Origin of the sequence: Vibrio pelagius, from assembly GCF_024347575.1 — a bacterium.
Taxonomy (GTDB): Bacteria; Pseudomonadota; Gammaproteobacteria; order Enterobacterales; family Vibrionaceae; genus Vibrio; species Vibrio pelagius.
In genome coordinates this window covers 87,534-111,239 of sequence record NZ_AP025504.1, presented here as the reverse complement: position 1 = coordinate 111,239, position 23,706 = coordinate 87,534, and the positions used below count along the sequence as shown (strand labels likewise).

The window sequence follows — 23,706 nt, the reverse complement described above, 5'->3', positions numbered from 1 at the left end:
CTTACAGAGAAAGTAGAACGATATCATGACTGAATTACTTCAAAGCCAATTACTTAAAGATTTGGGTACTCAAAACGAGTTCGTTGCACGCCACAACGGTCCAAACAAGGCAGACCAGCAAAAGATGCTTGAAGCGATTAACGCGACAAGCCTAGAAACATTGATCGATGAAACGGTCCCTGCACAAATTCGCCTAGAGAAGCCAATGACGCTTGCTGCGCCACTGAGCGAAATGGATATGCTGAGCTCGCTTAAAGAGATCGCTAACCTAAACCAAGTGAAACGCACGTTCATCGGCCAAGGCTACTACAACACATTCACTCCAAACGTTATCCTGCGTAACGTTTTGGAAAACCCAGGCTGGTACACAGCTTACACGCCTTACCAACCAGAGATCTCTCAAGGTCGTCTTGAAGCACTGCTTAATTACCAGCAGATGGTCATGGATCTAACTGGCATGGAAATCGCAAACGCATCACTGCTTGATGAAGCAACTGCGGCAGGCGAAGCGATGACTCTGTGTAAGCGAGCAGGTAAGAGCAAGAGCAAAGTGTTCTTCGTGGCTGACGATGTTCACCCACAAACACTAGAAGTTGTAAAAACTCGTGCTGAGTACATTGGCTTCGAAGTTATGGTTGGTGCTCTTGAAACACTTCCTGAGCAAGACGTATTCGGTGCTCTTGTACAGTACCCAGGTACAACCGGTGAAGTACGCGATCTAACCGACATCATCGCAAAAGCGCAAGCAAACAAAACACTGGTAACGGTTGCGACAGACCTACTTGCTTCTGCTCTGCTCAAGCCAGCTGGCGAAATGGGCGCAGACGTAGTGATCGGTAGCGCACAACGCTTTGGTGTTCCTATGGGTTACGGCGGTCCACACGCTGCATTTATGGCAACACGTGACAAGCACAAGCGTACTATGCCAGGTCGTGTAATCGGTGTTTCTATCGATACAAACGGCAACCAAGCGCTACGTATGGCGATGCAAACTCGTGAACAACACATCCGCCGTGAAAAAGCGACATCAAACATCTGTACAGCTCAAGCGCTTCTGGCAAACATGGCGTCATTCTACGCGGTTTACCACGGTGCAGAAGGTCTACGTACTATTGCTCGTCGTACACACCACATGACTGCGATTCTAGCGGCAGGTCTAACTAAATCAGGTTACGAGCTAACAAACAACAGCTTCTTCGATACCATCACGATTAACTCTGAAGAGAAGACAGAAGCACTGTACGCACGCGCTCAAGCTGCAGACATTAACCTGCGTCTACTTCCAGGCAAGATCGGTATCAGCTTAGATGAAACAACTACGATCGAAGATATCAACGCACTATTCGCTATCTTCGACGTGAAAGAAGACATCAACGCACTGTCTACAGACATTGCTGCTAATGAATTCGCTGCAATTCCAGAAAACTGCCGTCGTGAATCTAAGTTCCTAACGCACCCAGTATTCAACACGCACCACAGCGAAACGCAGATGATGCGTTACCTAAAACAGCTTGAGAACAAAGATTTCTCACTAACGCACGGCATGATCCCACTGGGTAGCTGTACGATGAAGCTGAACGCTGCAGCAGAGATGATCCCAGTGACATGGCCTGAGTTTGGTTCCATCCACCCATTCGCTCCTCTAGAACAAGCGGCTGGTTACACAGCTCTAGCAAAAGATCTTAAAGAGAAGCTATGTGAGATCACTGGTTACGACGATTTCTCTCTACAGCCTAACTCTGGTGCATCTGGTGAATACGCAGGTCTAATCGCGATTCAACGTTACCACGCAAGCCGCGGTGAAGGTCACCGTAATGTTTGTCTGATCCCTAGCTCTGCACACGGTACTAACCCTGCAACAGCATCTATGGTTTCTATGAAGGTAGTGGTTGTTAAGTGTGATGAAGATGGCAACATCGACATGGCCGACCTAGCCGCTAAGATCGAGAAGCACAAAGAGAACCTATCAAGCATCATGATCACTTACCCTTCTACACACGGTGTATACGAAGAGCAAGTGAAGGAAGTGTGTGAGCAAGTACACGCTGCGGGTGGTCAGGTTTACCTAGACGGCGCAAACATGAACGCTCAAGTAGGTCTAACGTCTCCAGGCTTCATCGGTTCAGACGTGTCTCACTTGAACCTACACAAAACGTTCTGTATTCCACACGGTGGTGGTGGTCCAGGTATGGGTCCTATCGGTGTTAAATCTCACCTAGCACCTTTCCTACCAGGCCACATCGAAAATGGCGTACAAGGTTCTGACTACGCGGTATCTGCTGCGGATCTAGGTAGTGCTTCTATCCTGCCTATCTCTTGGGCTTACATCGCAATGATGGGTGAACCAGGTCTGACTGAAGCGACTAAAGTTGCCATCCTGAACGCAAACTACGTGATGGAAAAACTACGTCCGCACTACCCTGTTCTTTATCGTGGCACTAACGGTCGCGTAGCGCACGAATGTATTATCGATATTCGTCCACTTAAGGAAGAGACAGGCATCAGCGAAGAAGATATCGCTAAGCGTTTGATGGACTACGGTTTCCACGCGCCGACGATGTCATTCCCAGTTGCTGGCACACTAATGGTTGAGCCAACTGAATCAGAAGATTTAGAAGAGCTAGATCGTTTCTGCGAAGCGATGATCGCAATCCGTCATGAAATGGCGGCAGTTAAGAACGGCGAGTGGCCGCTAGATAACAACCCACTAGTCAATGCACCACATACACAAGTAGATCTATCGAGCGACACATGGGACCGTCCATATTCTCGTGAACTGGGTTGTTTCCCATCGAAAGCAACGAAGAACTCGAAGTACTGGCCTACTGTGAATCGTGTAGACAACGTATACGGTGACCGTAACTTAATCTGTTCTTGCCCAAGCATTGAGAACTACGAAGACTAATTTCGTATATGATCACAGATAACCAAGTTGGAAACTGTGATAACCGAGTTGGAAACCGATAACTAAGTTGGAAACTAACTTGAATAACAAAAGGCGAACCATTTGGTTCGCCTTTTTGTATATAAGATTCAATGAGGTATAAAACCGTATCTCCCTTTTCTCTTACTTTTAGTGAAATGTATATGGTTCACCACTTCACTAACATCCTCGGGAACATCCTCGTTCTCGATAATTATTAATTGTTGCGATTTATCAAGGCCCTTCAACGAGTCATAGAAACTCGATGCCATATCTTCCGAAATTTCTTCGCCTTCAGGAACATCTGGCTTTTTGTAAGTAACCAATGGCGAATCAATGATCATAAAGCCTAGGCCTTTGTATAGTTCCAACAATGAAATAGCACAAGCAGCATACGTTATTGAACGATAACCTTTACCTGCTAAGTTCCGACTTTCCCCAGCAATTACAAAGTCCTTGTCATCCTCACTATACAAAACGCGACTTGATTCAACATTTGGATAACCCCATAAATCAAGGTATTCTCCTATCCGATTAGCTAATCTTTCCATCATAGCTACAGTTGGAACCTCAAACTGCCTTGAGGTCGAAGAGTCTTCTATAACCTGTTCTATGTCATCTTTCTGTAGTTGCAGGCCCTCAATGTGCTCTATGAGATAAATGTTGTGTTGCACTTCTTTATGTTTATCTTCGAGCTCTCTCATTTTTACAGATAGCTCTTTTAGTGCATTAGAAACGTAACCATCTAACTCAGTTTTTTTCATTTCCAGCTCTTCTACAAGACTGACATCGAGCAAATCAAGCTCGTCAACTTCATCGTCGAACTGAGACTTCGCACTCTTTAATTCATTGATTAGACGGATGGTTTTTTCTATCTCTATTTTTGAACTATTACACACTTCAACAACAGTATGATTAAGGTCATTCAATACACTATCACATACAGGACAGCTCCTAGTTTCTATTCCTTGAACAGCGGATCCCATCTCTATGGTTGACTGTAGCCTCATTAGATCTGAGAAGTATTGCTTTTCTACTATTGCCGAGTTTTGAGACAATTTCTGTAGCTCTTTTCTCTGTTCAGCATGATCTAATAACTGACGGTTCAACGAATCACGCTCACTTTCAAGTACCTCACATTGAGATATGATTGCGAGATGTTTAGACTCAACTTCCTCTATTGCCAATTCGAGCTTACTTTCCTGATCCTCAAGCTCAGTTCTGGTCGCCCCAGTGGGAATGCGTTCCATTAGTGACGAGATCAACTCTTCCAACAACTCGAGCTTTCCCGTTTTGTTATTGATAACTTTCACTGGAAGTTTTTCAGTAATGTGTGAGTCATCCTCACCACTAACAAGCCACTTTATTACGTTAATTTCCTTAGTCTCATCAGTGTATTGTCCCGACAGAAAAGGAGATAACTTTGTAGGTATTCTTAACTCGTCGATTAAATGCAGTTGCCTCATTGAGGTCAGGTTAAGTTCGTTTTTCTTGCCCTGTTTATTGCTTCGAATCCATGTACCAGTCAGACCGCAGCGTTCCAGCAAGTAGTACGATAGAGTATTTTTGGCTTTTGCAGTGTGCTTCCTCTTCAGCTCTCTAGAGGAGCTGGCACTATCGATTTCATCTATAGATGACTCGAAAACCTCAAAGTTTTCTCCGCTAAATCCTGACTTTAACGTAAATGTATCACCGTCAGCATCACAAAGTTCAAGGTAAATCTCTGAATATACTTTAGACTCCGTAATTCGCCTTTCCAGTGCACCTCTGCCCAACATGTACTCCAAACACTCGAAAATGAAAGTTTTACCTGTGTTAGAAGGCCCTGTAATTATATTAACGCCCTTATCAAACTTAATTGAGGCATCTGCACTATCTGCATCTGCACTGCTCAATCGAAGCTCACTAATATACAAATGCGCCAAAACTAACCTCTCAAAATGTGTGTTCTGAATGCGATCTCTGCATCCGTACCATTAAACGACTGCTGGATACTTCTTCTTAAACTCTCGCTATCAAGCAACCCAAACTTCCTGACTGCCCACTTGGCTCTCTTCTGAACATGTTCTACATACTCTGAGCCGAGCATATCCAAAAACGGTTCACCTTCTTCCGTAAGTACATACTGCAAGCCAGATTCATCGTTTATAACTGACGCCAAGCCATATTGGCACAGTAGATTTAAGCCATCTCTCATTAATGAGCGCCTAATATAAAGCTCACTGCTTCTATAAGGTATAGGTGCATGCAAGCTATCTAATGAGTTAGAAAAGTCTCCAGAGTGGACAACAATGTAGTCGAGGCAAGCTAGCTTATCGAGATCACCGTATGTGGGATATAGGTGCTTCAATATTGCCAACGCACGTAAGCCATATTCAACATGATTATTAAACGCGAGATTAGTTTTAGTCGTCATCAGCAGCTACCCAAACAAACTCATTGTCTCCGCTATTATCATTGGCTAGGTGATGACATATACCAGCCCTATCCTCACCATCACTGCATAGTGTCAGTGGGTTTGATGTTATAGCCAATCGACGAGCTTCCTTTTCTACAGTTTTCACTCTCACGAAACCGTTCTCATGCTCTTCGTCTACTATATCGACGACTCCAGATAATATTTCTCCTTGGAATTTTTCAAATATACCTGGGGGGAGTGTATCTCTAGAAAACTGCTTAAGCTGTTCAGCTTTATGGAAATTCTTACGAGCGCGTTTAAAGTGCTTATTTGTTGCTTTCCCTTTAGGCAAGTCGCTAACCTTTATGTACTCAGCGTTATCAGCTTCGCTATAGGCGTCTAGCAACTTGGAAATGTATACCAACTCACTTGACGCAATATCTTGGGGGACATCACCAACATTAGGACGATCAGGTAAACCGCCACCAAACCTTGTCGCGTGATAGCGAGACTTAGCATGTTCTTCTACAAGAGTAAGTGGCTTCATTTTGTAGAAAATAGAAAAGTCAAACTCATCAATGTATTTTAGTAGATCCCCTTCGAGCGAAATTCCACCACTCACTGTTTTCGTTATTTTATGTTTACAGTACTTGTCCCAATTCGCCTTAAGTTCTTTTTTTAGAACGGTAGGTTTACGAAGTAAATCTGACAATGAAGTTCCCAAACCTTGAGGAGCTACAAAAAAATAGTACCTTGGAACAGGAAAATCACCGATGAAGGTGTAATAACAGAGTTTACCGAACTCCGCCCAGACATCACTAGGCATCAACGGATGATCATAGTGCTTGCACTGAAAATTATCCCAAACATAAGAATCAGGATACTGTTTAGGACATGTAACATAACCAACGACATCACGCCCTTTATCACCAGCACCACCTAATCTATCCGTATCAAGAAATTCTTTCTTCTTAACCGTTAACCACTCCTCAACGAATTCTTCCCATTCATCTGGAGAAAAAATTTTTATTCGTTGCATTGGGGGCACTGGAGAACCAGCTAAGATCTGAACTAAATTATATTGCGACATTTACATTTGAACCGATGCGACATCATGTCGCTTTGCTTGCAATAGGTATCATTAGGTGCCCAATACTCTACCAAATTCAAATGCAACTAGTAACAATGACACCACAAACAGTGTGCTCTTTATCATATTCTTGCCGAGAACTCATGTCGTAGAGGTATTGCTGACATATAAAAAGGCGAATTCCTGTGATAGAGCAAGTTCTTATATGATTCCTTAGCTTCAAAAGAAATCATAACCACCAGAGAGTTATCTGCAGCGACGATAGCCGACCTCAGCCAAAACGTCTCATTACACTCCAAAGGTGCCAGCGCGTCAGCTCCTTCAAAGATGACAAGTGTCTTGCGTCTACAACCTTCCAAAGTAGCAACCAATTCTCGGTTCTCTTCTGCTGCGAAAGCAGCTAGGGGGGATTCATACTAATTAAAGTTCAGATTAAAGACATCTATGCCACTACATAGCTTGTAGTAATGAACTACATGCTAGATATGGCTGAGAGTTTTATACTGCCAGACAGACGAGATAGAGGTTATCCAAGAGCATTAAAAAGAAGGCCCAGTCGCTACGCGACTAGGCCTTCAAAAAGGTGTTAGATGGTTATTAACTTACAAGCATTAATCATTGGGTTCGCTTTTTTTATCTCTCACATTTCTACTTTGCTTTGTCCAAACTATAAATGGCTTGTACTTACCAAACTCCAGGTACAAAAAAACCAGCACTAGGCTGGTCTTAAGTAATTTGGAGGCGCCTCCCGGAGTCGAACCGAGGTCCACGGATTTGCAATCCGCTGCATAGCCACTCTGCCAAGGCGCCAAATTGTGCGTGTTTTAAGAGTACGACTCTGTTCCCTCTTTCGAGTAAGTAGATGGTGCCCCGGGCCGGACTTGAACCGGCACAGCGCGAACGCCGAGGGATTTTAAATCCCTTGTGTCTACCAATTCCACCACCAGGGCAACGCAATCATGCGATGGCAACACCATCTCTCATCGGCTTATGCCGCGAGAACGAGACGTACTTTAACGGATTGAATTTTTGGGTCAACAATTATTTTAGCTAATTGATTCAAATGGTTATAAAGCGAGCTTGGTTGAATGTTCTATAACCGTATCCGTCAATTAACATTTCATTTAAACATCCTTCTTTGGTTCTTATTGAAATACTATCCATACAAATCAAAGATTTGAATGAACTCTCAAATTCAAATGATTTATAAAAAACATGTAGCACATTAAAGAATTTCTGATATATTCATCGCCCCAATGATAATAATTATCATTAAGGTTAGTAAGGAGTATCAGGGAATGACCGTAGCGAGCAACAACACCTCACACAGCGTGGATCAAATGTACCAAGAGCATCACAGCTGGTTATCGGTGTTTATTAAACGACGCTTAGGATGCCCTGACACTACGGCTGATCTGGTTCAAGATACTTATCTTCGCTTGTTAACCAAAGGTAAGCTGCCTGAATACAAAGATTCAAGAAAGTACCTGACTCATATCGCTAAAGGGTTGGTGATTGATCTTTATCGAAAACGTCGTGTAGAAAGTGCCTATTTAGAGCTCATTGAACAAGAACCCTCTCTGGTCGCCAGTTCTCCGGAAGACCACACCATAGTGGTTGAAGCACTTGTTGAGATCGATGCCCTACTCCACAAACTCCCAATCAAAGCTCGCCAAGCACTGCTCATGAGACAGCTCGAAGGCAAAAGCTACAAAGAGATCGCCTTCGAACTTGAAGTTTCAGTATCATCTGTGGAAAAGTACGTTGCTAAGGGACTCCAAGGTTGCATGCTAGCCATGCTTAGCGAGGTGTAAAATGCAACAATTACCACCGGAGACCATAGAGCAAGCATCGGTTTGGATGGCACGTCTTTGGGCTGATGATGCCACGCAACAAGATCACGACTCGTTCGAGTGTTGGAGACTTGCCCACCCTAACAACGCCTTGGCATGGCAAAAGTTAGAACTGCTACAAAGTAAGTTTTGTGCCATTCCTAAAGGAACAATTAGCAAGCAGGTCTTGACGCGTAAACCGCCGAGAGTCAGCCGTCGCGAATTCTTATCCATAAGCGCACTTTCGTTCGTCGCACTAGGTTCAGGCATGGCGATTTACAGGCCAACACCAACAGGTACCGAATACTCAACGGCGACGGGCGAAATTCGTTCGATGACGCTGCTCGACGGCACACAATTGGCGCTCAATACTGATTCCAAATTATTTGTCGATTTTGATAATCATCAGCGAGATATTCACATCGAACGCGGTGAAGTCATGATCACCAATACACATCATCGTAGCCCGTTAACAGTCTCGACTTCGCGGGGTTTGGTGTTGCCTATCGGAACCCAATTCAGTATCCGAGAGCATGCCGACACCACTCAAGTCTCTGTTTACGAGGGTGAAGTCGAAATTCAACCTATGCTTGGGATGGGGAAACCGCATCTTTTCGCAGGGCAAACTGCCCACTTCGATCGCCGCACAGTATCGCAGCCAAACCAGACCCAAGATTCCGACATGCTTTGGTTAGAGCATAAGATCATGGCGGAAGCGACACAGCTCAAAACCTTCATCAACGAATTAGGGCGTTATCGACGCGGCATCATCAACGTCGATGCCAGTGCCGCAGCACTCAAACTTACCGGTGTGTTCTCGACCAAAGATATTGATAAAACCTTACACAATATCAGCCAGATACTGCCGGTAAGAATCCATTACCGAACCCCTCTTTGGGTCACCATCACAGCAAAATAAAATTTTATTACGGATTTCTGATTCTTGTTCGGTGTATCTGACAGTCAGTTAGAAATCCCGATAAGGAAATTACGGTGCCAAATGCCAAGCAGCGCTCGCTACTCTCCAAACTTACCACGATAAAACTCGGTGTCGTTATATTGAGTTTTCCTTTTGCTTCCCACGCTGCAGAAGACCATCAATATAATATTCCAGCAGGCACCCTAGACAGTGCTCTCAACCACTTTGCCGTTGAATCGGGTATCGAATTTTATCTAGATTCGTCACTCTCTTCAGAGCTCTACAGCCAAGGTTTAGTCGGTCAATACAACAGCGAACAAGCGCTTTCTATGCTGTTGACCAATACCGGTCTGCAAGCACAAAAGCAGTCTGATGGTGTTTACTACCTCGTACCGACTACAGACTCGATGACACTCGATGCTATACAAGTTCGAACCCATTTTGATGATGCTTATCAAAGAGACACAGACGGTGAAATGGATGTGTACGACAAAGACGTCGCAACCGCTTATCTTGGGAAAGAAGAAATCGAGCGTTTCAAAGGGACCAGTGCGGCGGATCTATTCACCGGTGTCGCCAACACACACAGTGGCGAAGCACGAAATGGCGGTGGCAGTATCGACCCGAACGTACGCGGTGTACAAGGCTTTGGTCGTGTACCTGTTGTTATCGATGGTACTGAACAAGGTATTTCAGTGTATAACGGCTATCGTGGGTCATCGAACAGAAACTACATTGACCCCAACCTTATCGGCAGTATGACCGTCTACCAAGGTGCTCAGTTAAACTCAGAGATCAATACCTCAACAGGTGGTGCCGTAAAAGTGACCACCTTGCAACCGCAAGATATCGTTGAAGAAGGAGAACAATTTGGTATTGAGTTAATTGCCGAAAGCAGCAGTAACTCCATCGAGCCAAACAAAGCGCGACTGCATACCGGAAAACGTTGGCAAGATGTCCCTGCTTATACCGAGCTAGGTGGTGTTCCACTGTACGACGATCCAGAACTTCGTTTCCAAACCAGAGACAACAAAACAGATAATCCCTTCAATGGAGAAGACGTCGCCTATCGCCTCGCACTCGCAGGAATCGAACCAAAATTTGACTGGTTAGCCGCATACGCATACCGAAATCGAGGCAACTACTACTCAGGCACCAGTAAAGCTGACTTCTACTCGAAACCATTTGATAATAACTCGAGTGACCAAGTCGCCGGGCGAAATCCACTTTTAAGACCTGAACACATGGCATTGGTACACTACCCTGGCCACGAAGTACCCAACACATCGGCTGAAATGGAATCAGCACTATTAAAAGGTACGATCAATTTCAGTGATTACTACAAACTGCACGCCAGTATCCGATACACGGAAAGTACTCATGGTGAAATATTGGCGAGTCGTTCAGACTACCGAAATTCCGACGGACTCGCTCAGTGGCCGCTTGCAAACGCAAAAATGCAAGCCTACACACTGAAATTTCGAGCAAACCCCGAACACGATCTGCTAAACCTAAGCACCAACTTATGGCTGACAAAAACAGATTCGCGCAGCAATACTGGTTATGGCTTCCCCAACTTCGTGAACTACAAAAGCGATACGCCTGACATCATCATAAACACATCCGTCGTTAACCGTGATGAGCAAAGGTACGGGTTCGATTTTAATAACAAGATGCTACTGACAGACTCGATTGATATGACATTGTCGGGCAGTTACATGATGCACGAATTGAACCCTAAAGAGGGACTAGCTAACCTTGTCGATTTCTATGGTGGTGCAGTCCGTGCCGGTGAAAGAGAAGAATACAACGGCGCAATAAAGATTGAATGGCGTCCACATGAATCCATCGTGTTAGATTCAGGTGTCCGTTACATCTCTTACAACGCGACAGATTACTATATCGAACATCAAGTAAACTCTGGCGACATCAGTCCTCTTAAAGAGTACAAGAAAGACGGTTACCAATTAACGTATCAAACACTAGAGACCTATGCGCCGGAAGAGATCGCACAAAATGTAGCAAATGCAGAGCATGAGGTAAGAATCACTTTCACGCAACAAAACCTCAACACAGAGATAGATAGATTACAAAACTTGATCGTTATGTTCCCCGATCAAGCCAGTGAATACCAAAGTCAGCTAGACGAACGACAAACAGAACTTGCTAATTTCGATGCCATATTGCAACAAAAGTTACAAACACAAACCGAAGCGGCGCAAAATCAAACCACTTTCATCGAGCACCATGCATCCAATTGGTTAACTAATAGCCACAACGAGCTCGATCTGGCGAACAATGCTTGTCGTATTGCCATGCAACAAGAAAACTACATCGAAGGCAGTTGTAAAGCCAAGTCGCTTGAGACTTCTGAAGAATACAATACCCAGTATAAAACTAGCGGTAGCGGTTGGATGCCTTCTGTCACAGCCACATGGTTAATCAGCGATAACAGCCGAATTTACACACGCTATGCTGAGACTTTACGTTTCCCAAGCTTATTTGAAAGTACCAGTGGATTCAGTAGCAACCCCGTCGCAAGTGCTCCACTACAACCTGAGCGTGCCAAACTGTACGAGACGGCCTACATTCACTACTTCGATAATGCGAGCTTTAAGTTGACCTATTTTGATCAAACCATTGACGACGTGATGGATAGAGACCGTGACAGTTATAACTTCACTAACCTAGATAGCCAACGAACCAGCGGTATTGAGATCAATGGGCAGTTTGATAACAGCGATTATTTTGCTGATGCCTCAATTGCTTACAACTTCCGAAACGAAGTTTGTGACAGAAACTCAGCCGCTCAAGGTTATATAAAGGATGTAATTTTAGGCAATACCCCATCTGAAGAAACCTGTGTTCGTGGTGGATTTTCAGAAGGAAGCTTCCTAGCTGCCCATGCAGCACCTGAATATACAGGCAGTATTTTACTAGGTACTCGTTTCTTTGATACCGACTTAGAAACAGGCGTACGTACGAACTACGTTTCAGCGAGTCATGATGACGAAATCATAAAAAGAACTGAGGTGATTACTTATGATGCCTACATCAAATATGCCCTCACAAAAAAACTGAGTGCTGAACTGATTGGTAACAATTTATCTGATGTTTATTACTTAGATACAGGTTCGGTATCAGGTATGCCCGCTCCAGGCCGAACATTAACCTTCAAACTAAGTGGTAAGTTTTAATAAAAAAACCACTGATATTGCCTTTCAGACTCATTTTGAATCAAACGTATCAATCAAAACCATAATAAAACGCCTTTCGGGGCGTTTTTCTTTACGGGTTTCTCATCTTGATTCGGTATACCCAATGAAATTGACATTTGCATGGCTGATTTCAAACAGCTTTGCCACTCATGATTAGGAAAAAACCGATGACTTCAAAACTAAAATGGACCTTACTTGCTGCCGCTATGCCAGCGCTTATCGCATGCGGTAGTGGGAGCAGCGACAGCAGTTCAAACTCTTCAAATAACGCAACTGTAGAAAAATCTTATGCCAAATTAGGCAAGCGTGTACGTTTAGATGCAACCCAAGGTTTAGATACCTACAACGAAAACATGACTTTCGAATGGAAGCTCACAAGCAAACCTGATGGCAGTAACGTTGCACTTAACGCAAGCAAGGCCATTTCACCTTATTTCACTCCAGATGTTGTTGGTGATTACACATTTGAACTAGAAAGTGTCGTATCTGGCACTTCAAGTACCACAAAACAAACTATTGAAGTCACTGACGCATCACAAAACGTGGCGCCAATTATCGATATAGCAACACCACCAAGTGTTGCTATAACCAAATCTATCGAAATTCCGTCTAACGCCGTCGACCTTGATGGCGATGTTTTAACTTATCAATGGGCGCTTTTATCAACGCCGGATAATGCGACAATGAAACTCACGGGCAGCGCAACATCAACAGCAGTACTACTTTCTAATACAGCCGGTGACTACAAGCTGAAATTAACAGTAAGCGACGGTTACGAAAGCGTTAGCCAAGAAGTGACTGTGTCTTATTCAGCAGAAAACGTTGCTCCAGTCGCTAATGCGGGTGGCGTAAAGTCTTTAGAGATGAGAGAAACAGCAACCTTAGATGGCAGCGGCAGCTACGACGGCAATGAAGATGCGATTACGTACACGTGGAAACTACTTTCTAAACCGGAAAACAGTACAGCTGAGCTGTCAGACTCTACGGTCGCGAAACCAGATTTCACACCCGACCAAGTGGGTGATTACCTCTTCTCGCTAACTGTAAATGACGGTGAATTCACCAGCGAAGCCGATATGGTTCGTTTGAGCGCGAGTGCCGCAGGCAGCAGCGAAATCATCTTTACCTTTGGGGATGAAAAAACAGTACATGCCCTACCTTACACACCGACGCCGATTACCCTAGATAAAGCCATCACAGGTGATGCACCCGAATACGTTCTAGTGGGTACTTATACTCTAGAGGCGGTTGGTAAGGACTACACCATTAGTGAAATTACTGAGATGGACTTCAGAGGTGAAGATTATGCACCGAAAATGACAGGGATAGAACTAAACCAAGTCCTACATGCAGGGGATGTGGCTTACGTGAAAATGTGGGCAAAGCCGACGACTGGCACGCGAACCAACGTTGTATATTCGTTCATCCTTGATAGTGATTTCTCAAACTACATGGGCGTTGCTTACGACTTAAGTGCTGAGGCGAACTAAGTTCACTATTTTCCAAACCAAGAGCACAACCTTTCCAAGCTAAAAACCGTATCTTCCAAACTAAAACTACGAAAAGCGCGAACATTCGCGCTTTTTTTATTTTTTGATTACGGTTTTCTCTTTCTTAAACGGTATAGCAAGGAAAGGCAAAAAAACGATGACTTAACATTCTACTCTCGACGGTGTATTGCAATGCATGGCTATACTTACAAGTTTCCAATAATTCTCTCTTTTGCTTTCATTACGGCGTGTAATGGAAGCGCTTCTGATTCATCGCCGACAAGCGACCCGAATAATCAAACTCCGATCGCTATCGCTGGCATCAATCAACAAGTTAAAGTTAATCAAGTCGTCCACTTAGACGGCACGCGCAGTGTTGATTATGACAACGACCTCATCTCTTATTCATGGTCATTCTCAGAAAAACCCGCAGGTAGCGAAGCACAACTTTCCAGCTTGGAGGCCATCAAACCGACTTTCGTGGCGGATCAGATTGGTACGTATTATCTCTCGTTGGTGGTCAACGATGGCCAAGTCAACAGTCGCCCAAATCAAGTGAAAATAGTGGCTAAACCCGACCAAGACAACTCGCCACCGGTGGTCTCTCTTACCCCAACGTATAGCGCTTCCCTGTCTCAATCCGTTAAGCTGTTTGACACATCCACGGATGCTGACGGCGATGAACTGTACCGTCAATGGAAAATTATCGACCAGCCAGATGGGAGTCAGCCTAGCCTCAGTAAATATGAGGGAAAATACCCCGACTTAGCCGCTGATGTGGCAGGTGACTATGTGGTGGAATTAACCGTCACCGATGGTTTCTTATCGACCAAGGCGACCACAACCGTCACCTTTAATGAAAACCATCAAAACCGACCTCCAACTGCTAATAATACCCAAGCCATGTTGGCCATTGAAGGTATGAAGGTTTCTTTCACTGCCAGTGAAAGTTATGACCCGGACGGCGACCCCCTCACCTTTAATTGGTATTTTGTGTCAAAACCGCAAGGGAGCAATGCAACTATCGCTGACCCTAGTGCCGAAACCACAAGCTTTGTTGCCGATGTGAGCGGGCAATTTGCTGTCAGTGTCGAAGTAAGTGATGGCGAGTTCACCGATTTACCTGGCAGACCTACATACGTGCGCGTTGCTTCGTTAAATGGCCCACACGCAAAAGTCTTTCTGAGAGATGAAACCGAACCTTTACTTCTACCTTTTGATGACGAGAAGAGCATAGATCTAACCAATGATACTGGACAAGTGCCTGAGTATTACACTTTAGGGTCCTATACGTTTGAAGCCGTCGAAAAAGACATCACTATTACCGTGACTTCCTTGACTGACCTTAAAGATATCGTACAACCCATCATAAGAACCCCTTTCGGTGAACTCGCTAAGTCTGATGTTTATGTAATTCCAGCAGGTACCCGTGAAACCCTGACTGTGCTTTCTCCCCCAACCCAGAGCAAACTCACTCGAGTGCTTTTCGAATTTGCCTGGAGTTTAAATGGGCCAAATGACTTTACGCTGATAGAGCGCGTCGGCGGCGACTACAATTTCATTAGCCGATAAAATTTTATTAAAAAATTCGATTCTCTATTACGGTTCTCCCTTTCTTAAACGGTGTAATAGTTGAAAGCAAGCACGACATCTGTCGCGCGCACCGGATGTTGGGTTTGCTTTTTTACTTATCATATTCAATTTAAAAGGAATCAAAATGAAACCAGTTCAACTTTCATGGATCGCGGCTGCAATGATTGGCCTTAGCCCACTTGTACAAGCAGGTTTTGATGGCGCGATTAGCGACGACTCTCTACGCCAGGTTGGTGAATCTGAAGTTTACGTCCCACTGTTTCACGCAAAAGGTAAGGCCGGCATTGGCAGCTCAACAGGTAAGCGTGTCGATTTCGAAGGTCTAGCAAATAATATTTTCAACGGTGCAGAACGAGATGGCGTTTACACCTCTGGTAGTAAACACTTTGGCTCAACGCACTACAACTTTGCGCAAGCGGCAAACCAAGACGTTTGGTTTGGCGAGTGGTATGAAGGAAGACAAGATAAAGATTACAACAACCGTACTGTTTACTATGTAGGCGACAATACTGGTACCACTGTTCCTACTTCAGGTAGCGCGACGTATAACATTACTGGTATTAACCACTTTAGCGGTAGCAACAAACTTTCAGGTACGTTTACTGCTGATTTCGCTCAACAAACACTAACAGGCGACATTGCTAATGCGTCTCTATCTATCAATATGGATAGCACGATTGATGCAGCAAGCGCTTCGTTCAATGGTACGGCAACAGCTAACCAAGCGGGTGTGACAACTCAAGGTATTTCTCAAGGTCACTTCTTTGGCGCAGATGCAGCAACACTTGCTGGTATTGCGACTTTTGCTGGCAACTCTGATCTTGATACTGCATTCGGCGGTGCAAAACAGTAATCACCTTCAATGGCTAAGAAGCAGCTTCGGCTGCTTCTTTTTAATGAGCACCACATGAACTCCAACACCACTTCACTTATACGTTGCCTACTATTGTCTTGCGTCTTTTCTTCACCTCTTTCTTGGTCTCAAGACACGGATACGCAGTTTCGTATTGAACAACGAGACGCCCTGTCGGCTCAAAACAAAGAACAAGCAATACTTGAAGAAGAGAACCAGCGCGAAGCTAACTCCCAAAAACCAGCCCAAACTGGATACCAGATCGACACAAATGATGTGAATCAAGTCGCGAAAGCTCTTCATCTTGCTGTTCGTTATCGTCAATGGGTTCAAGCTAGCCAATTACTGGAAATCTATCGACAGTTTGAACAGCCTGACCCGTTGTTACTGAAATACGCTGACGGCGCAATCTCGCGAGCTAAAGGTGATCTGGAACACGCCCAACTCGCATTCGAAGACGCATTAGCCTTACAACCCAATTTTATGCCCGCGCAGTTAGAGCTAGCACGAGTCTTGTTTGAAAGTAACCAAAACCGAGATGCACTCAATCTGTTCAATCAAATCAAATCAAAAATACCCTCACAAAATCCGAGAGCTGCTGGTGTGATTCGAACCATCGACAGCTTTACCCAAGCGCTTATTGCTCGCAACAGCTGGAACGGGTCTGTGGCGATTGGCGGTTCTTTTAATGATAACTTAAACAGCTCTTCTGAATCTTATACCTGCCTAGTGACATCCAACACAGGTCAGTGTCTCTTTGACCGTGTCACGCCTAAAAAAGAAAAAGCATATGGGATCGATTTTGAGGCGAGTATCAATAAACGTTTCTCTTTGTCTCGACACCACGCTATTCATTTACAAGGCCTAACTTATGGCACTAACTACGGGAACAACAGTGATTATAATGAACATACTTCTCGAATCGGCTTCGGATACAGTTTTCATGATCGCCTCAACAAAGTATCAATCGGCCCCTCTTTTGAATTAAGTCGTTACGCGAACAGTTCTGTTTATTTCAGCTCAGGAGTCAAGTTAGACTGGCTTAGAACAACCAGCCAAAACAGTGCCCTTAAATTCGAGTTCAAAGCCGACTATCAAGACTACATCCCAAATGTGCTCAGCTATCAAACAGACTGGCAACTGGCTTCGTATCTTACTTATTGGTACCAATTTAATCATGACTTATTGTTATTCGGTGGCATAGACTGGACAGGTAAACAGAATAAAGAACAAGCCCATGCTTACGAGCTTTATGGCGGTAAAATTGGCTTGAATTCAGATGTGATTCCTTGGGTTGATCTGACACTTTTTGGATCGTTTAGACATCGTGACTACCAAGGCTTCAATAGCATTCTGAGCGAAACACGTAGAGATAAAGAGCAAAATTACGCGCTCTCTGCTTCGCTAAAAGATATCAAGTTATTCGGTGTTACCCCTTCATTGGTTTGGAATCATAAAAGAATAAAAAGCAATGTTGATTGGCTCTACACCTACCAGCAAAATGAGATCACTATCAAGTTCACTAGGCGTTTTTAAAATAATTAAAATTTCTTTACGGTTTTTTTAATTTCATTCGGTATAGGTAGCGACAACGTGGAAATTTATTCCACCAGCCTAATTCAATCCCTAGTGAGTGATACCTAATGACAACGCTTTTTTTTCGTATCGCGTCAGTGTTTTTAATGCTGACGTTTTCCCATTATTCTTTGAGTGATACGTCGATTCAACCTATCTCCGATACTGTGGTCTCAAACCAACAGATTGCCCCACCTTCAAATCCATTGATCACCCACGATCTTTCGCCAATGGGAATGTACCATGCTGCAGATTGGGTAGTTAAGTCGGTTATGATCGCTTTATTAGTCGCTTCCATTTTGAGCTGGGCAGTCTTCATTACTAAGCAGATACAGCTCGTTCTTGCTACGAAAAGAACTAAGCAACTATTAGCAACCTTAGTGACCGCAGACACTCTTCAGCATGCGGAATCCGCTCTTACACTACAAACAGGGCAAGAAGTCTCCGTGGTGACAGCTGCACAGCACGAAATCTATATGTCCGGTCAAGGCCCTGCGACTCATAACGGCATTAAAGAACGCGTTCAATTAAGACTTGAGCGAGTTCAAGCGGAGTTAACCCGAGACATGACGTCACTGACGGGCATTTTGGCAACCATAGGTTCAGTTAGCCCATTCGTCGGCCTATTTGGTACAGTTTGGGGAATTATGAATGCGTTTATCGGCATCGCGAAAGCCAAAAGTACGACGCTTGTCGTTGTCGCCCCTGGTATAGCTGAAGCATTACTCGCAACAGCGATCGGTTTGGTTGCCGCTATTCCTGCGGTGATGATGTATAACTATTTTTCTCGACGTATTGGACACTACAAAGCACTCCTAACAGACGTGTCTGTTGCGACCATGGTACTTGTTAGCCGAGATTGTGACCGCGATACTAACGAAGAGATGCCATCACAATTAAAGCAGGTGGTGTGATATGGGATTTCAAACATCTTCAGACAGCGATGAACTGGTGGAAAACCACGATATCAACGTGACACCTTTGGTTGATGTAATGCTCGTTCTACTCATCATTGTGATGGTAGCAGCACCATTGGCTACCGTTAATGTGCCCGTCGATCTACCTTCATCTTCTGCTGAAGCCACACCTTTACCTGATGAACCTTTGTTCCTTACCGTTGGTAAGGGGCTAGAGCTGACATTAGGTGAGGATAAGGCTTCAACGTTAGAACAGCTACCATTTGATCTTCCGCTACTTATCGAGGACCAAAATCAGAGAATTTATCTAAGAGCTGACAAAAGCATTACCTATGACGAACTCATGAAAGTCATGAACACACTTGTACGCGCTGGATACAGCCAGATTGCGCTCGTTGGCTTAGAAACGCCACAGGGGTAATAAGCATGAGTATTTTTGCCACCTTAAGGGTTCGATCACGTAAGCCTCGTCGACCTTGGTTTGTCGTCGGTTTTGCATTGAGTGTTGCCCTTCACTTATCTGCTCTTGTTTATTACCTTTGGACACCTGAGTACGATTTTGCTCCGCCTCCGCAAGCTGCCCCCATTAAGGTTACGATTGTTGCTCCTCTTGCGATGGCAAAAATGCAAGTAGAAGATACGGAGATAGGCGAAAATCAACCTGAGATAGCTCAAGAGCAGATGATCCAAGCTGCAACGGTTGAGGAGATACAACCAATCGTCAAACCGAAAGCTGTGAAAGAGCAGCCAAAGTTCGTTGAGGTTGAGAAAGCAAACGCGCTTTCATCAGCAATAAACCAAGAGGCCAAGCCGGAAAAAGAGACGAAAACTAAACCCGAGGAGCCAAAACAGATTGCGAAAACGCCTGTACCACCTAAAAGTCGTTCAGAGCCTCCCGTTGTCAAAAAGACGAAACCTAAAGTCACCCCCGATCCCCAAAAGGCGATTGTGAAACCCGTTCCGATTGAGAAACCGCGTCCAATCAGTGATGATCTCAAAGACCAGCAACAAATCGTGCAAACAGCAAAATCTCAACCTAATTTAATGGCTGAAAATAGCCAGCAGCAAGCGAGTGCGCTTCGGGTTGGACAACTTTCTGAAGCGGGAAAAGCGGCTAAAATCAATTGGCAGCAAGCACTTCATGCACATCTTGAGCGAGAAAAGCGTTACCCCAGAAAAGCGAAACGCATGAAGAGGAAAGGTATGCCGGTTATCAAATTTACAATGGATCGCCAAGGTAATGTGATTGACGTCGTGTTGGTTAAAAGTTCGGGTACCCTTTCGTTAGATAACGAAGCTGTCGATCTTGTTTACCGCGCTCAACCATTAATTAAACCCCCGACGAGCATAACTGGTACACGCTTAAGCCTTACTCTTCCAATCAACTTTAGCTTTTGAGTCATTTGTATTTGAAGTATTAGCACTTCAAACCCTTACTCAAACTCTCAAACGCCCAAATGCTCGAACTCAGGCGCTATAAAACAACAAAGCCACTCGTTGAAGTGGCTTTGTTTATTATTTTTTCGGTTAAAGCTCGTTAGGCACAGCAGTTACAATTGCGGCGATACTTGTCCATTTTACCGATACCTGGGTTAAAGGTATTGGTTGGATCGAGCTGATGGTAGAACTTCTGTAGTGAGTTTTCCGCTTCGTACAAGTGTCCTACGTTGTGTTCCGCTGGGTATTTTGCGCCACGGCTATTCAAGTGTTCTAACATCAATCTCTTCATGCGTTTTGTGTCTGTTCCCTTTTTGAAGATGTAATCTTGGTGGAAGACAAAACACATAAAGTGGCCGTAATAGAGAGGCATCACAAGGTTATCTGTCACCTCTTGTGGCAGTGTTTCTAACCACTCCTCGTCGTTACGTCGTAACGCAATATCGAGTGCGACAATATCCTCTACTTCATTTCGATGGATGGTTTCGTAACGAATCGCCGCTCCTGCTGCTGCAAAACGATTCAGGTACGCTTTCTTACCTTCTTCCGCGGTACACTCAAAGTAATCTTGGTCTGGTTCTGCTGCCCACACCTCTTTAAGGTATTTCTTAGCCTCATCAATACCGCCATCACTCATCTTCAAGATCAAGTGGTGCTCGTATTTATCACGATAATCTAGCAACCTTTGCGGTAAATGTTGCGGGAACAACTTACTCGCATAGTACAAGATCGTATCTGGCAGATGTTTACTAACAAACGGAATTCGCTCTAACGTATTTTCAACCTTGGCTTTTAAAGCAAACATCTTTGGTAAGTTGTCCGTACCAAGATGGTCGATGGATAGGAATACATCTTTGCCGTACTTCTCCGCCATATTAAAAATATCACGGTGCATGTACTCACCCATTTCAGGCAGATTCTCAAACTGAGTCAAAAAGTCTTTGCGCAGCTGAGTGAGTTTCGCTGGATCATTTGTGCCAAGATAAAAGACCTGCTCTTTGTCTGGTACTGGGTAGCTATCAACGCGAACTGCAAACACACCAAGCTTACCGGCACAACCGCTAGCTTCAAACAGTCGGCGATCATCCGCATTGAATCGTGATGGAATGTCAGAGGTCACGTCTCTTACGCGCTCGTCATACTCTTTGTCAGACGCCATTCGATCATCATGAACAACTTTACTTGGGTCGAAGTTTCCGTCTTGAACGTTTTGCAAGATTTCTTCTGGTGTCTCGCCAAGACCATCAATGCCTAAATGGTTAACTAAATGAAGTTTGCCGTCTTTATCGACTTGAGCGAATATCGCAAGCTCAGTGTAGGCAGGGCCACGCTTCACTAACGCCCCACCTGAGTTGTTCGCGATACCGCCAACCACTGTCGCACCTAAAGAAGAAGAACCGATAACAGAGTGTGGTGCACGGTTAACCGTTTTTAATGTTTTTTCGAGGGAGTGTAAACTCGCACCCGGCAGACAAACCGCTTGCTTGCCACCATCAAGAAGGTGGATCTGTTTCATTTTAGTGATATTGATAACGACAACATCGCGGTCATAATCGTTACCGCTTGGTGCAGAACCTTCTGTTAAACCGGTTTTAGCAGCCTGCATAATGATGATGCAGTTAGCTTCGACACATTGCTTAATAACTTTCCACTGTTCTACCAAGGTATTTGGAAAGACAACGGCCAGTGCAGAACCACCACCAGAGCGAAAGCCCGAACGGTAATACTTGGTTTTGATGTCGTCGGTTAACACATTGTCGTCACCCACGATTACCTTGAATTGATCAATCAGCTGCTTTTGTTCCATATCCATATCTCTAATTATTATGCCCAGCCACTATAAGCAGCCTGTTATACAGCGTCTACGCTGCTGATCTCGCCAACACTCTCCAATATTAGGCTTACTTATAATAAAGCTAATATTTTCAACAAGTTAACAAAAACAAACTTCAAAACTTGAGTAAGAAACAGATTGTTTCTTTATGGAAACAATATCAAAACCAAACATTAACAGCTGCGTCACACATCCAGTTATTGCAAATGCGTCGCTTGCACCGACTAATATTCGAGATGTGAAGTGAGGTGCCAAGCATGAGATACCGAGCAGAAAAAGAGCTAGAAACTTTGCTTAGACTTAGCCTAAAACTGATGGCTACGCTTTTGAAACCCTTGGTACAAGTGTTCAATAAAACGCTTCACCTTTTCAGGTTGCTGACGCGTATAAGGGTAAACCGCATAAATGCCTAAGCACTTGGCCGTTTGTCCTTGAAACAGTTGGATTAAACGCCCCTGCTCTAAATCCTCATGAATCAAGACTCTAGGTACGTAAATGATCCCTTGCCCTAACAAAGCCACGTTTCTTAATGCCGATGAATTATTGGTACACAGATTACCATCAACTTTGACTTGGTAGACTTCATCGCCCGCTTTAAAGGCCCACTCTTTTGCTCCAGTCTCTTGGTAGGAGTACGCCAAGCAGTTGTGTTTGACTAACTCTTGAGGGGAATCTGGCTTGCCATTTACGGCCAGATACTTAGGTGAAGCACACACGACCCAGTGCGCATCCACCAGCTTACGAGCAATCAGACTCGAGTCTGGCAGCACACCAGTTCGAATAGCAAGGTCGAAGCGATCGTTAACGATATCGACAAAGCGATTGTCGAGATCCATGTCTATGTTGATGTCTGGATAACGCTCATTAAATTCAGCAATCACTCCCGGTAAAATGAGCTCCCCAGAGATGGTAGGTACGGTAATCTTGATGCTACCGGACAAGCTCTGACCTAAGCCAACGATCGATTCTTCTGCTGTTGCAACAGCTTGATAAACGCGTTTTGCTTGTTCATAAAATGACTGGCCCGCTTCGCTCAGCTTAATACTGCGTGTCGTTCGATAGAGAAGTTGCACACCGAGATCTTGTTCTAACTTAGCAATGCGCTTGCTCACCACCGACTTGGTCAACTGCATCTGTTTTGCAGCGCCACTAAAAGAGCCTTGCTCGATTAAGTGATAAAAGATGATGTAATCGTCGGTACTTCTCATGGACTCTCGCAAGCTTGTTGATAACAAGGTAATTTTAGGTGCTTTTAATTAAAAAAGCTGACCCTAATCTCACACTTGTTCAGCTCGGAGCACAAAATTTAGATATAAAAAAAGCCAGCATAGCTGACCAATCTGATGTGATAGTGAAATGGAGGCGCCTCCCGGAGTCGAACCGAGGTCCACGGATTTGCAATCCGCTGCATAGCCACTCTGCCAAGGCGCCTTTGAGCTTTATTGTTATCTTAGGGAGTTTGTATAAACCATCTCCTATAACAATTGTGCCGTGTTCTTACACCCTCTGTGCGAGAACGGGACGTACTATAGCGCCTATAAAAATTGAGTCAACCGTTGACTAAACTTTACTGTCTCATTCGTTGATGCTTTAAGCTAATGTTGAACAAAATAAGCACACAAAGCGC

16 protein-coding genes and 3 tRNA genes are annotated in these 23,706 nt (G+C 44.4%); 11 read left to right on the top strand and 8 right to left on the bottom strand.

Going from position 1 to position 23,706, the window contains the following annotated elements; translation table 11 throughout:
* Positions 1-25: 25 nt before the first annotated feature.
* On the top strand, positions 26-2,905 hold the full coding sequence (gene gcvP, locus vsple_RS14755) for an aminomethyl-transferring glycine dehydrogenase (protein ID WP_261883656.1): 2,880 nt from the start codon (positions 26-28) through the stop codon (positions 2,903-2,905).
* Positions 2,906-3,033: 128 nt separating this feature from the next.
* Here gcvP and vsple_RS14750 read toward each other — a convergent pair whose 3' ends face one another.
* The 5 genes from vsple_RS14750 to vsple_RS14730 form a co-directional block, all read right to left on the bottom strand.
* Entirely contained in the window at positions 3,034-4,818 is a 1,785-nt protein-coding gene (locus tag vsple_RS14750) for a hypothetical protein (protein WP_132936461.1), read from the bottom strand.
* Positions 4,819-4,850: 32 nt separating this feature from the next.
* Positions 4,851-5,339: an ABC-three component system middle component 2 gene (locus vsple_RS14745; RefSeq protein ID WP_261883655.1), complete on the bottom strand. Its 489-nt coding sequence runs from the start codon at positions 5,337-5,339 to the stop codon at positions 4,851-4,853.
* Complete coding sequence (locus vsple_RS14740) at positions 5,329-6,360, bottom strand: ABC-three component system protein (RefSeq protein ID WP_261883654.1); 1,032 nt, start codon at positions 6,358-6,360, stop codon at positions 5,329-5,331. Before vsple_RS14740 ends, vsple_RS14745 begins: the two co-directional genes overlap by 11 nt.
* Before the next feature lie 787 nt (positions 6,361-7,147).
* Positions 7,148-7,221: transfer RNA gene (locus tag vsple_RS14735), tRNA-Cys, on the bottom strand.
* Positions 7,222-7,274: 53 nt separating this feature from the next.
* Positions 7,275-7,361, bottom strand: a tRNA-Leu gene (locus vsple_RS14730).
* Positions 7,362-7,709: 348 nt separating this feature from the next.
* Here vsple_RS14730 and vsple_RS14725 point away from each other — a divergent pair.
* The 10 genes from vsple_RS14725 (at position 7,710) to vsple_RS14680 (ending at position 20,206) form a co-directional block, all read left to right on the top strand.
* Positions 7,710-8,225, top strand: coding sequence for a sigma-70 family RNA polymerase sigma factor (locus vsple_RS14725; protein ID WP_261883653.1), 516 nt, complete (start codon positions 7,710-7,712; stop codon positions 8,223-8,225).
* A gap of 1 nt (position 8,226) precedes the next feature.
* Entirely contained in the window at positions 8,227-9,162 is a 936-nt protein-coding gene (locus vsple_RS14720) for a FecR domain-containing protein (protein ID WP_261883652.1), read from the top strand.
* A gap of 74 nt (positions 9,163-9,236) precedes the next feature.
* Positions 9,237-12,359, top strand: coding sequence for a TonB-dependent receptor (locus vsple_RS14715; protein WP_261883651.1), 3,123 nt, complete (start codon positions 9,237-9,239; stop codon positions 12,357-12,359).
* A gap of 188 nt (positions 12,360-12,547) precedes the next feature.
* Positions 12,548-13,870 (top strand): PKD domain-containing protein, encoded by a 1,323-nt coding sequence (locus tag vsple_RS14710; RefSeq protein ID WP_261883650.1) that lies wholly within the window; start codon positions 12,548-12,550, stop codon positions 13,868-13,870.
* 192 nt (positions 13,871-14,062) lie between these two features.
* The gene (locus vsple_RS14705) at positions 14,063-15,442 is read left to right on the top strand and encodes a PKD domain-containing protein (protein WP_261883649.1); all 1,380 of its coding nucleotides are present in this window, start codon (positions 14,063-14,065) and stop codon (positions 15,440-15,442) included.
* A 145-nt stretch (positions 15,443-15,587) separates the two neighbouring features.
* Positions 15,588-16,316: a Slam-dependent surface lipoprotein gene (locus tag vsple_RS14700; RefSeq protein ID WP_261883648.1), complete on the top strand. Its 729-nt coding sequence runs from the start codon at positions 15,588-15,590 to the stop codon at positions 16,314-16,316.
* Between the two features lie 54 nt (positions 16,317-16,370).
* The gene (locus vsple_RS14695; RefSeq protein ID WP_261883647.1) at positions 16,371-17,852 is read left to right on the top strand and encodes a surface lipoprotein assembly modifier; all 1,482 of its coding nucleotides are present in this window, start codon (positions 16,371-16,373) and stop codon (positions 17,850-17,852) included.
* 107 nt (positions 17,853-17,959) lie between these two features.
* The gene (gene exbB, locus vsple_RS14690; protein ID WP_261883646.1) at positions 17,960-18,805 is read left to right on the top strand and encodes a tonB-system energizer ExbB; all 846 of its coding nucleotides are present in this window, start codon (positions 17,960-17,962) and stop codon (positions 18,803-18,805) included.
* Between the two features lies 1 nt (position 18,806).
* A complete protein-coding gene (locus tag vsple_RS14685) occupies positions 18,807-19,229 on the top strand; it encodes a biopolymer transporter ExbD (RefSeq protein WP_261883645.1) in 423 nt (140 codons plus the stop codon).
* A 5-nt stretch (positions 19,230-19,234) separates the two neighbouring features.
* On the top strand, positions 19,235-20,206 hold the full coding sequence (locus vsple_RS14680; protein WP_261883644.1) for an energy transducer TonB family protein: 972 nt from the start codon (positions 19,235-19,237) through the stop codon (positions 20,204-20,206).
* Positions 20,207-20,345: 139 nt separating this feature from the next.
* On the opposite strand, the gene dld is transcribed toward vsple_RS14680, so the two are convergent.
* The 3 genes from dld to vsple_RS14665 all read right to left on the bottom strand — a co-directional run bounded on the left by dld (position 20,346) and on the right by vsple_RS14665 (position 23,510).
* Positions 20,346-22,052 (bottom strand): D-lactate dehydrogenase, encoded by a 1,707-nt coding sequence (gene dld, locus vsple_RS14675; RefSeq protein ID WP_261883643.1) that lies wholly within the window; start codon positions 22,050-22,052, stop codon positions 20,346-20,348.
* A 332-nt stretch (positions 22,053-22,384) separates the two neighbouring features.
* Positions 22,385-23,287, bottom strand: a complete 903-nt coding sequence (locus vsple_RS14670) for a LysR family transcriptional regulator (protein WP_261883642.1) — start codon at positions 23,285-23,287, stop codon at positions 22,385-22,387.
* 149 nt (positions 23,288-23,436) lie between these two features.
* A tRNA-Cys gene (locus vsple_RS14665) sits at positions 23,437-23,510 on the bottom strand.
* Between the last annotated feature and the right edge of the window lie 196 nt (positions 23,511-23,706).

Bases quoted from the DNA above. Each gene is read 5' to 3' on its own strand.
- gcvP (WP_261883656.1), top strand. From the start codon at position 26: ATGACTGAATTACTTCAAAGCCAATTACTTAAAGATTTGGGTACTCAA.
- vsple_RS14745 (WP_261883655.1), bottom strand. From the start codon at position 5,339: ATGACGACTAAAACTAATCTCGCGTTTAATAATCATGTTGAATATGGC.
- vsple_RS14740 (WP_261883654.1), bottom strand. From the start codon at position 6,360: ATGCAACGAATAAAAATTTTTTCTCCAGATGAATGGGAAGAATTCGTT.
- vsple_RS14725 (WP_261883653.1), top strand. From the start codon at position 7,710: ATGACCGTAGCGAGCAACAACACCTCACACAGCGTGGATCAAATGTAC.
- vsple_RS14720 (WP_261883652.1), top strand. From the start codon at position 8,227: ATGCAACAATTACCACCGGAGACCATAGAGCAAGCATCGGTTTGGATG.
- vsple_RS14710 (WP_261883650.1), top strand. From the start codon at position 12,548: ATGACTTCAAAACTAAAATGGACCTTACTTGCTGCCGCTATGCCAGCG.
- vsple_RS14705 (WP_261883649.1), top strand. From the start codon at position 14,063: ATGCATGGCTATACTTACAAGTTTCCAATAATTCTCTCTTTTGCTTTC.
- vsple_RS14700 (WP_261883648.1), top strand. From the start codon at position 15,588: ATGAAACCAGTTCAACTTTCATGGATCGCGGCTGCAATGATTGGCCTT.
- vsple_RS14695 (WP_261883647.1), top strand. From the start codon at position 16,371: ATGAACTCCAACACCACTTCACTTATACGTTGCCTACTATTGTCTTGC.
- exbB (WP_261883646.1), top strand. From the start codon at position 17,960: ATGACAACGCTTTTTTTTCGTATCGCGTCAGTGTTTTTAATGCTGACG.
- vsple_RS14685 (WP_261883645.1), top strand. From the start codon at position 18,807: ATGGGATTTCAAACATCTTCAGACAGCGATGAACTGGTGGAAAACCAC.
- vsple_RS14680 (WP_261883644.1), top strand. From the start codon at position 19,235: ATGAGTATTTTTGCCACCTTAAGGGTTCGATCACGTAAGCCTCGTCGA.
- dld (WP_261883643.1), bottom strand. From the start codon at position 22,052: ATGGAACAAAAGCAGCTGATTGATCAATTCAAGGTAATCGTGGGTGAC.
- vsple_RS14670 (WP_261883642.1), bottom strand. From the start codon at position 23,287: ATGAGAAGTACCGACGATTACATCATCTTTTATCACTTAATCGAGCAA.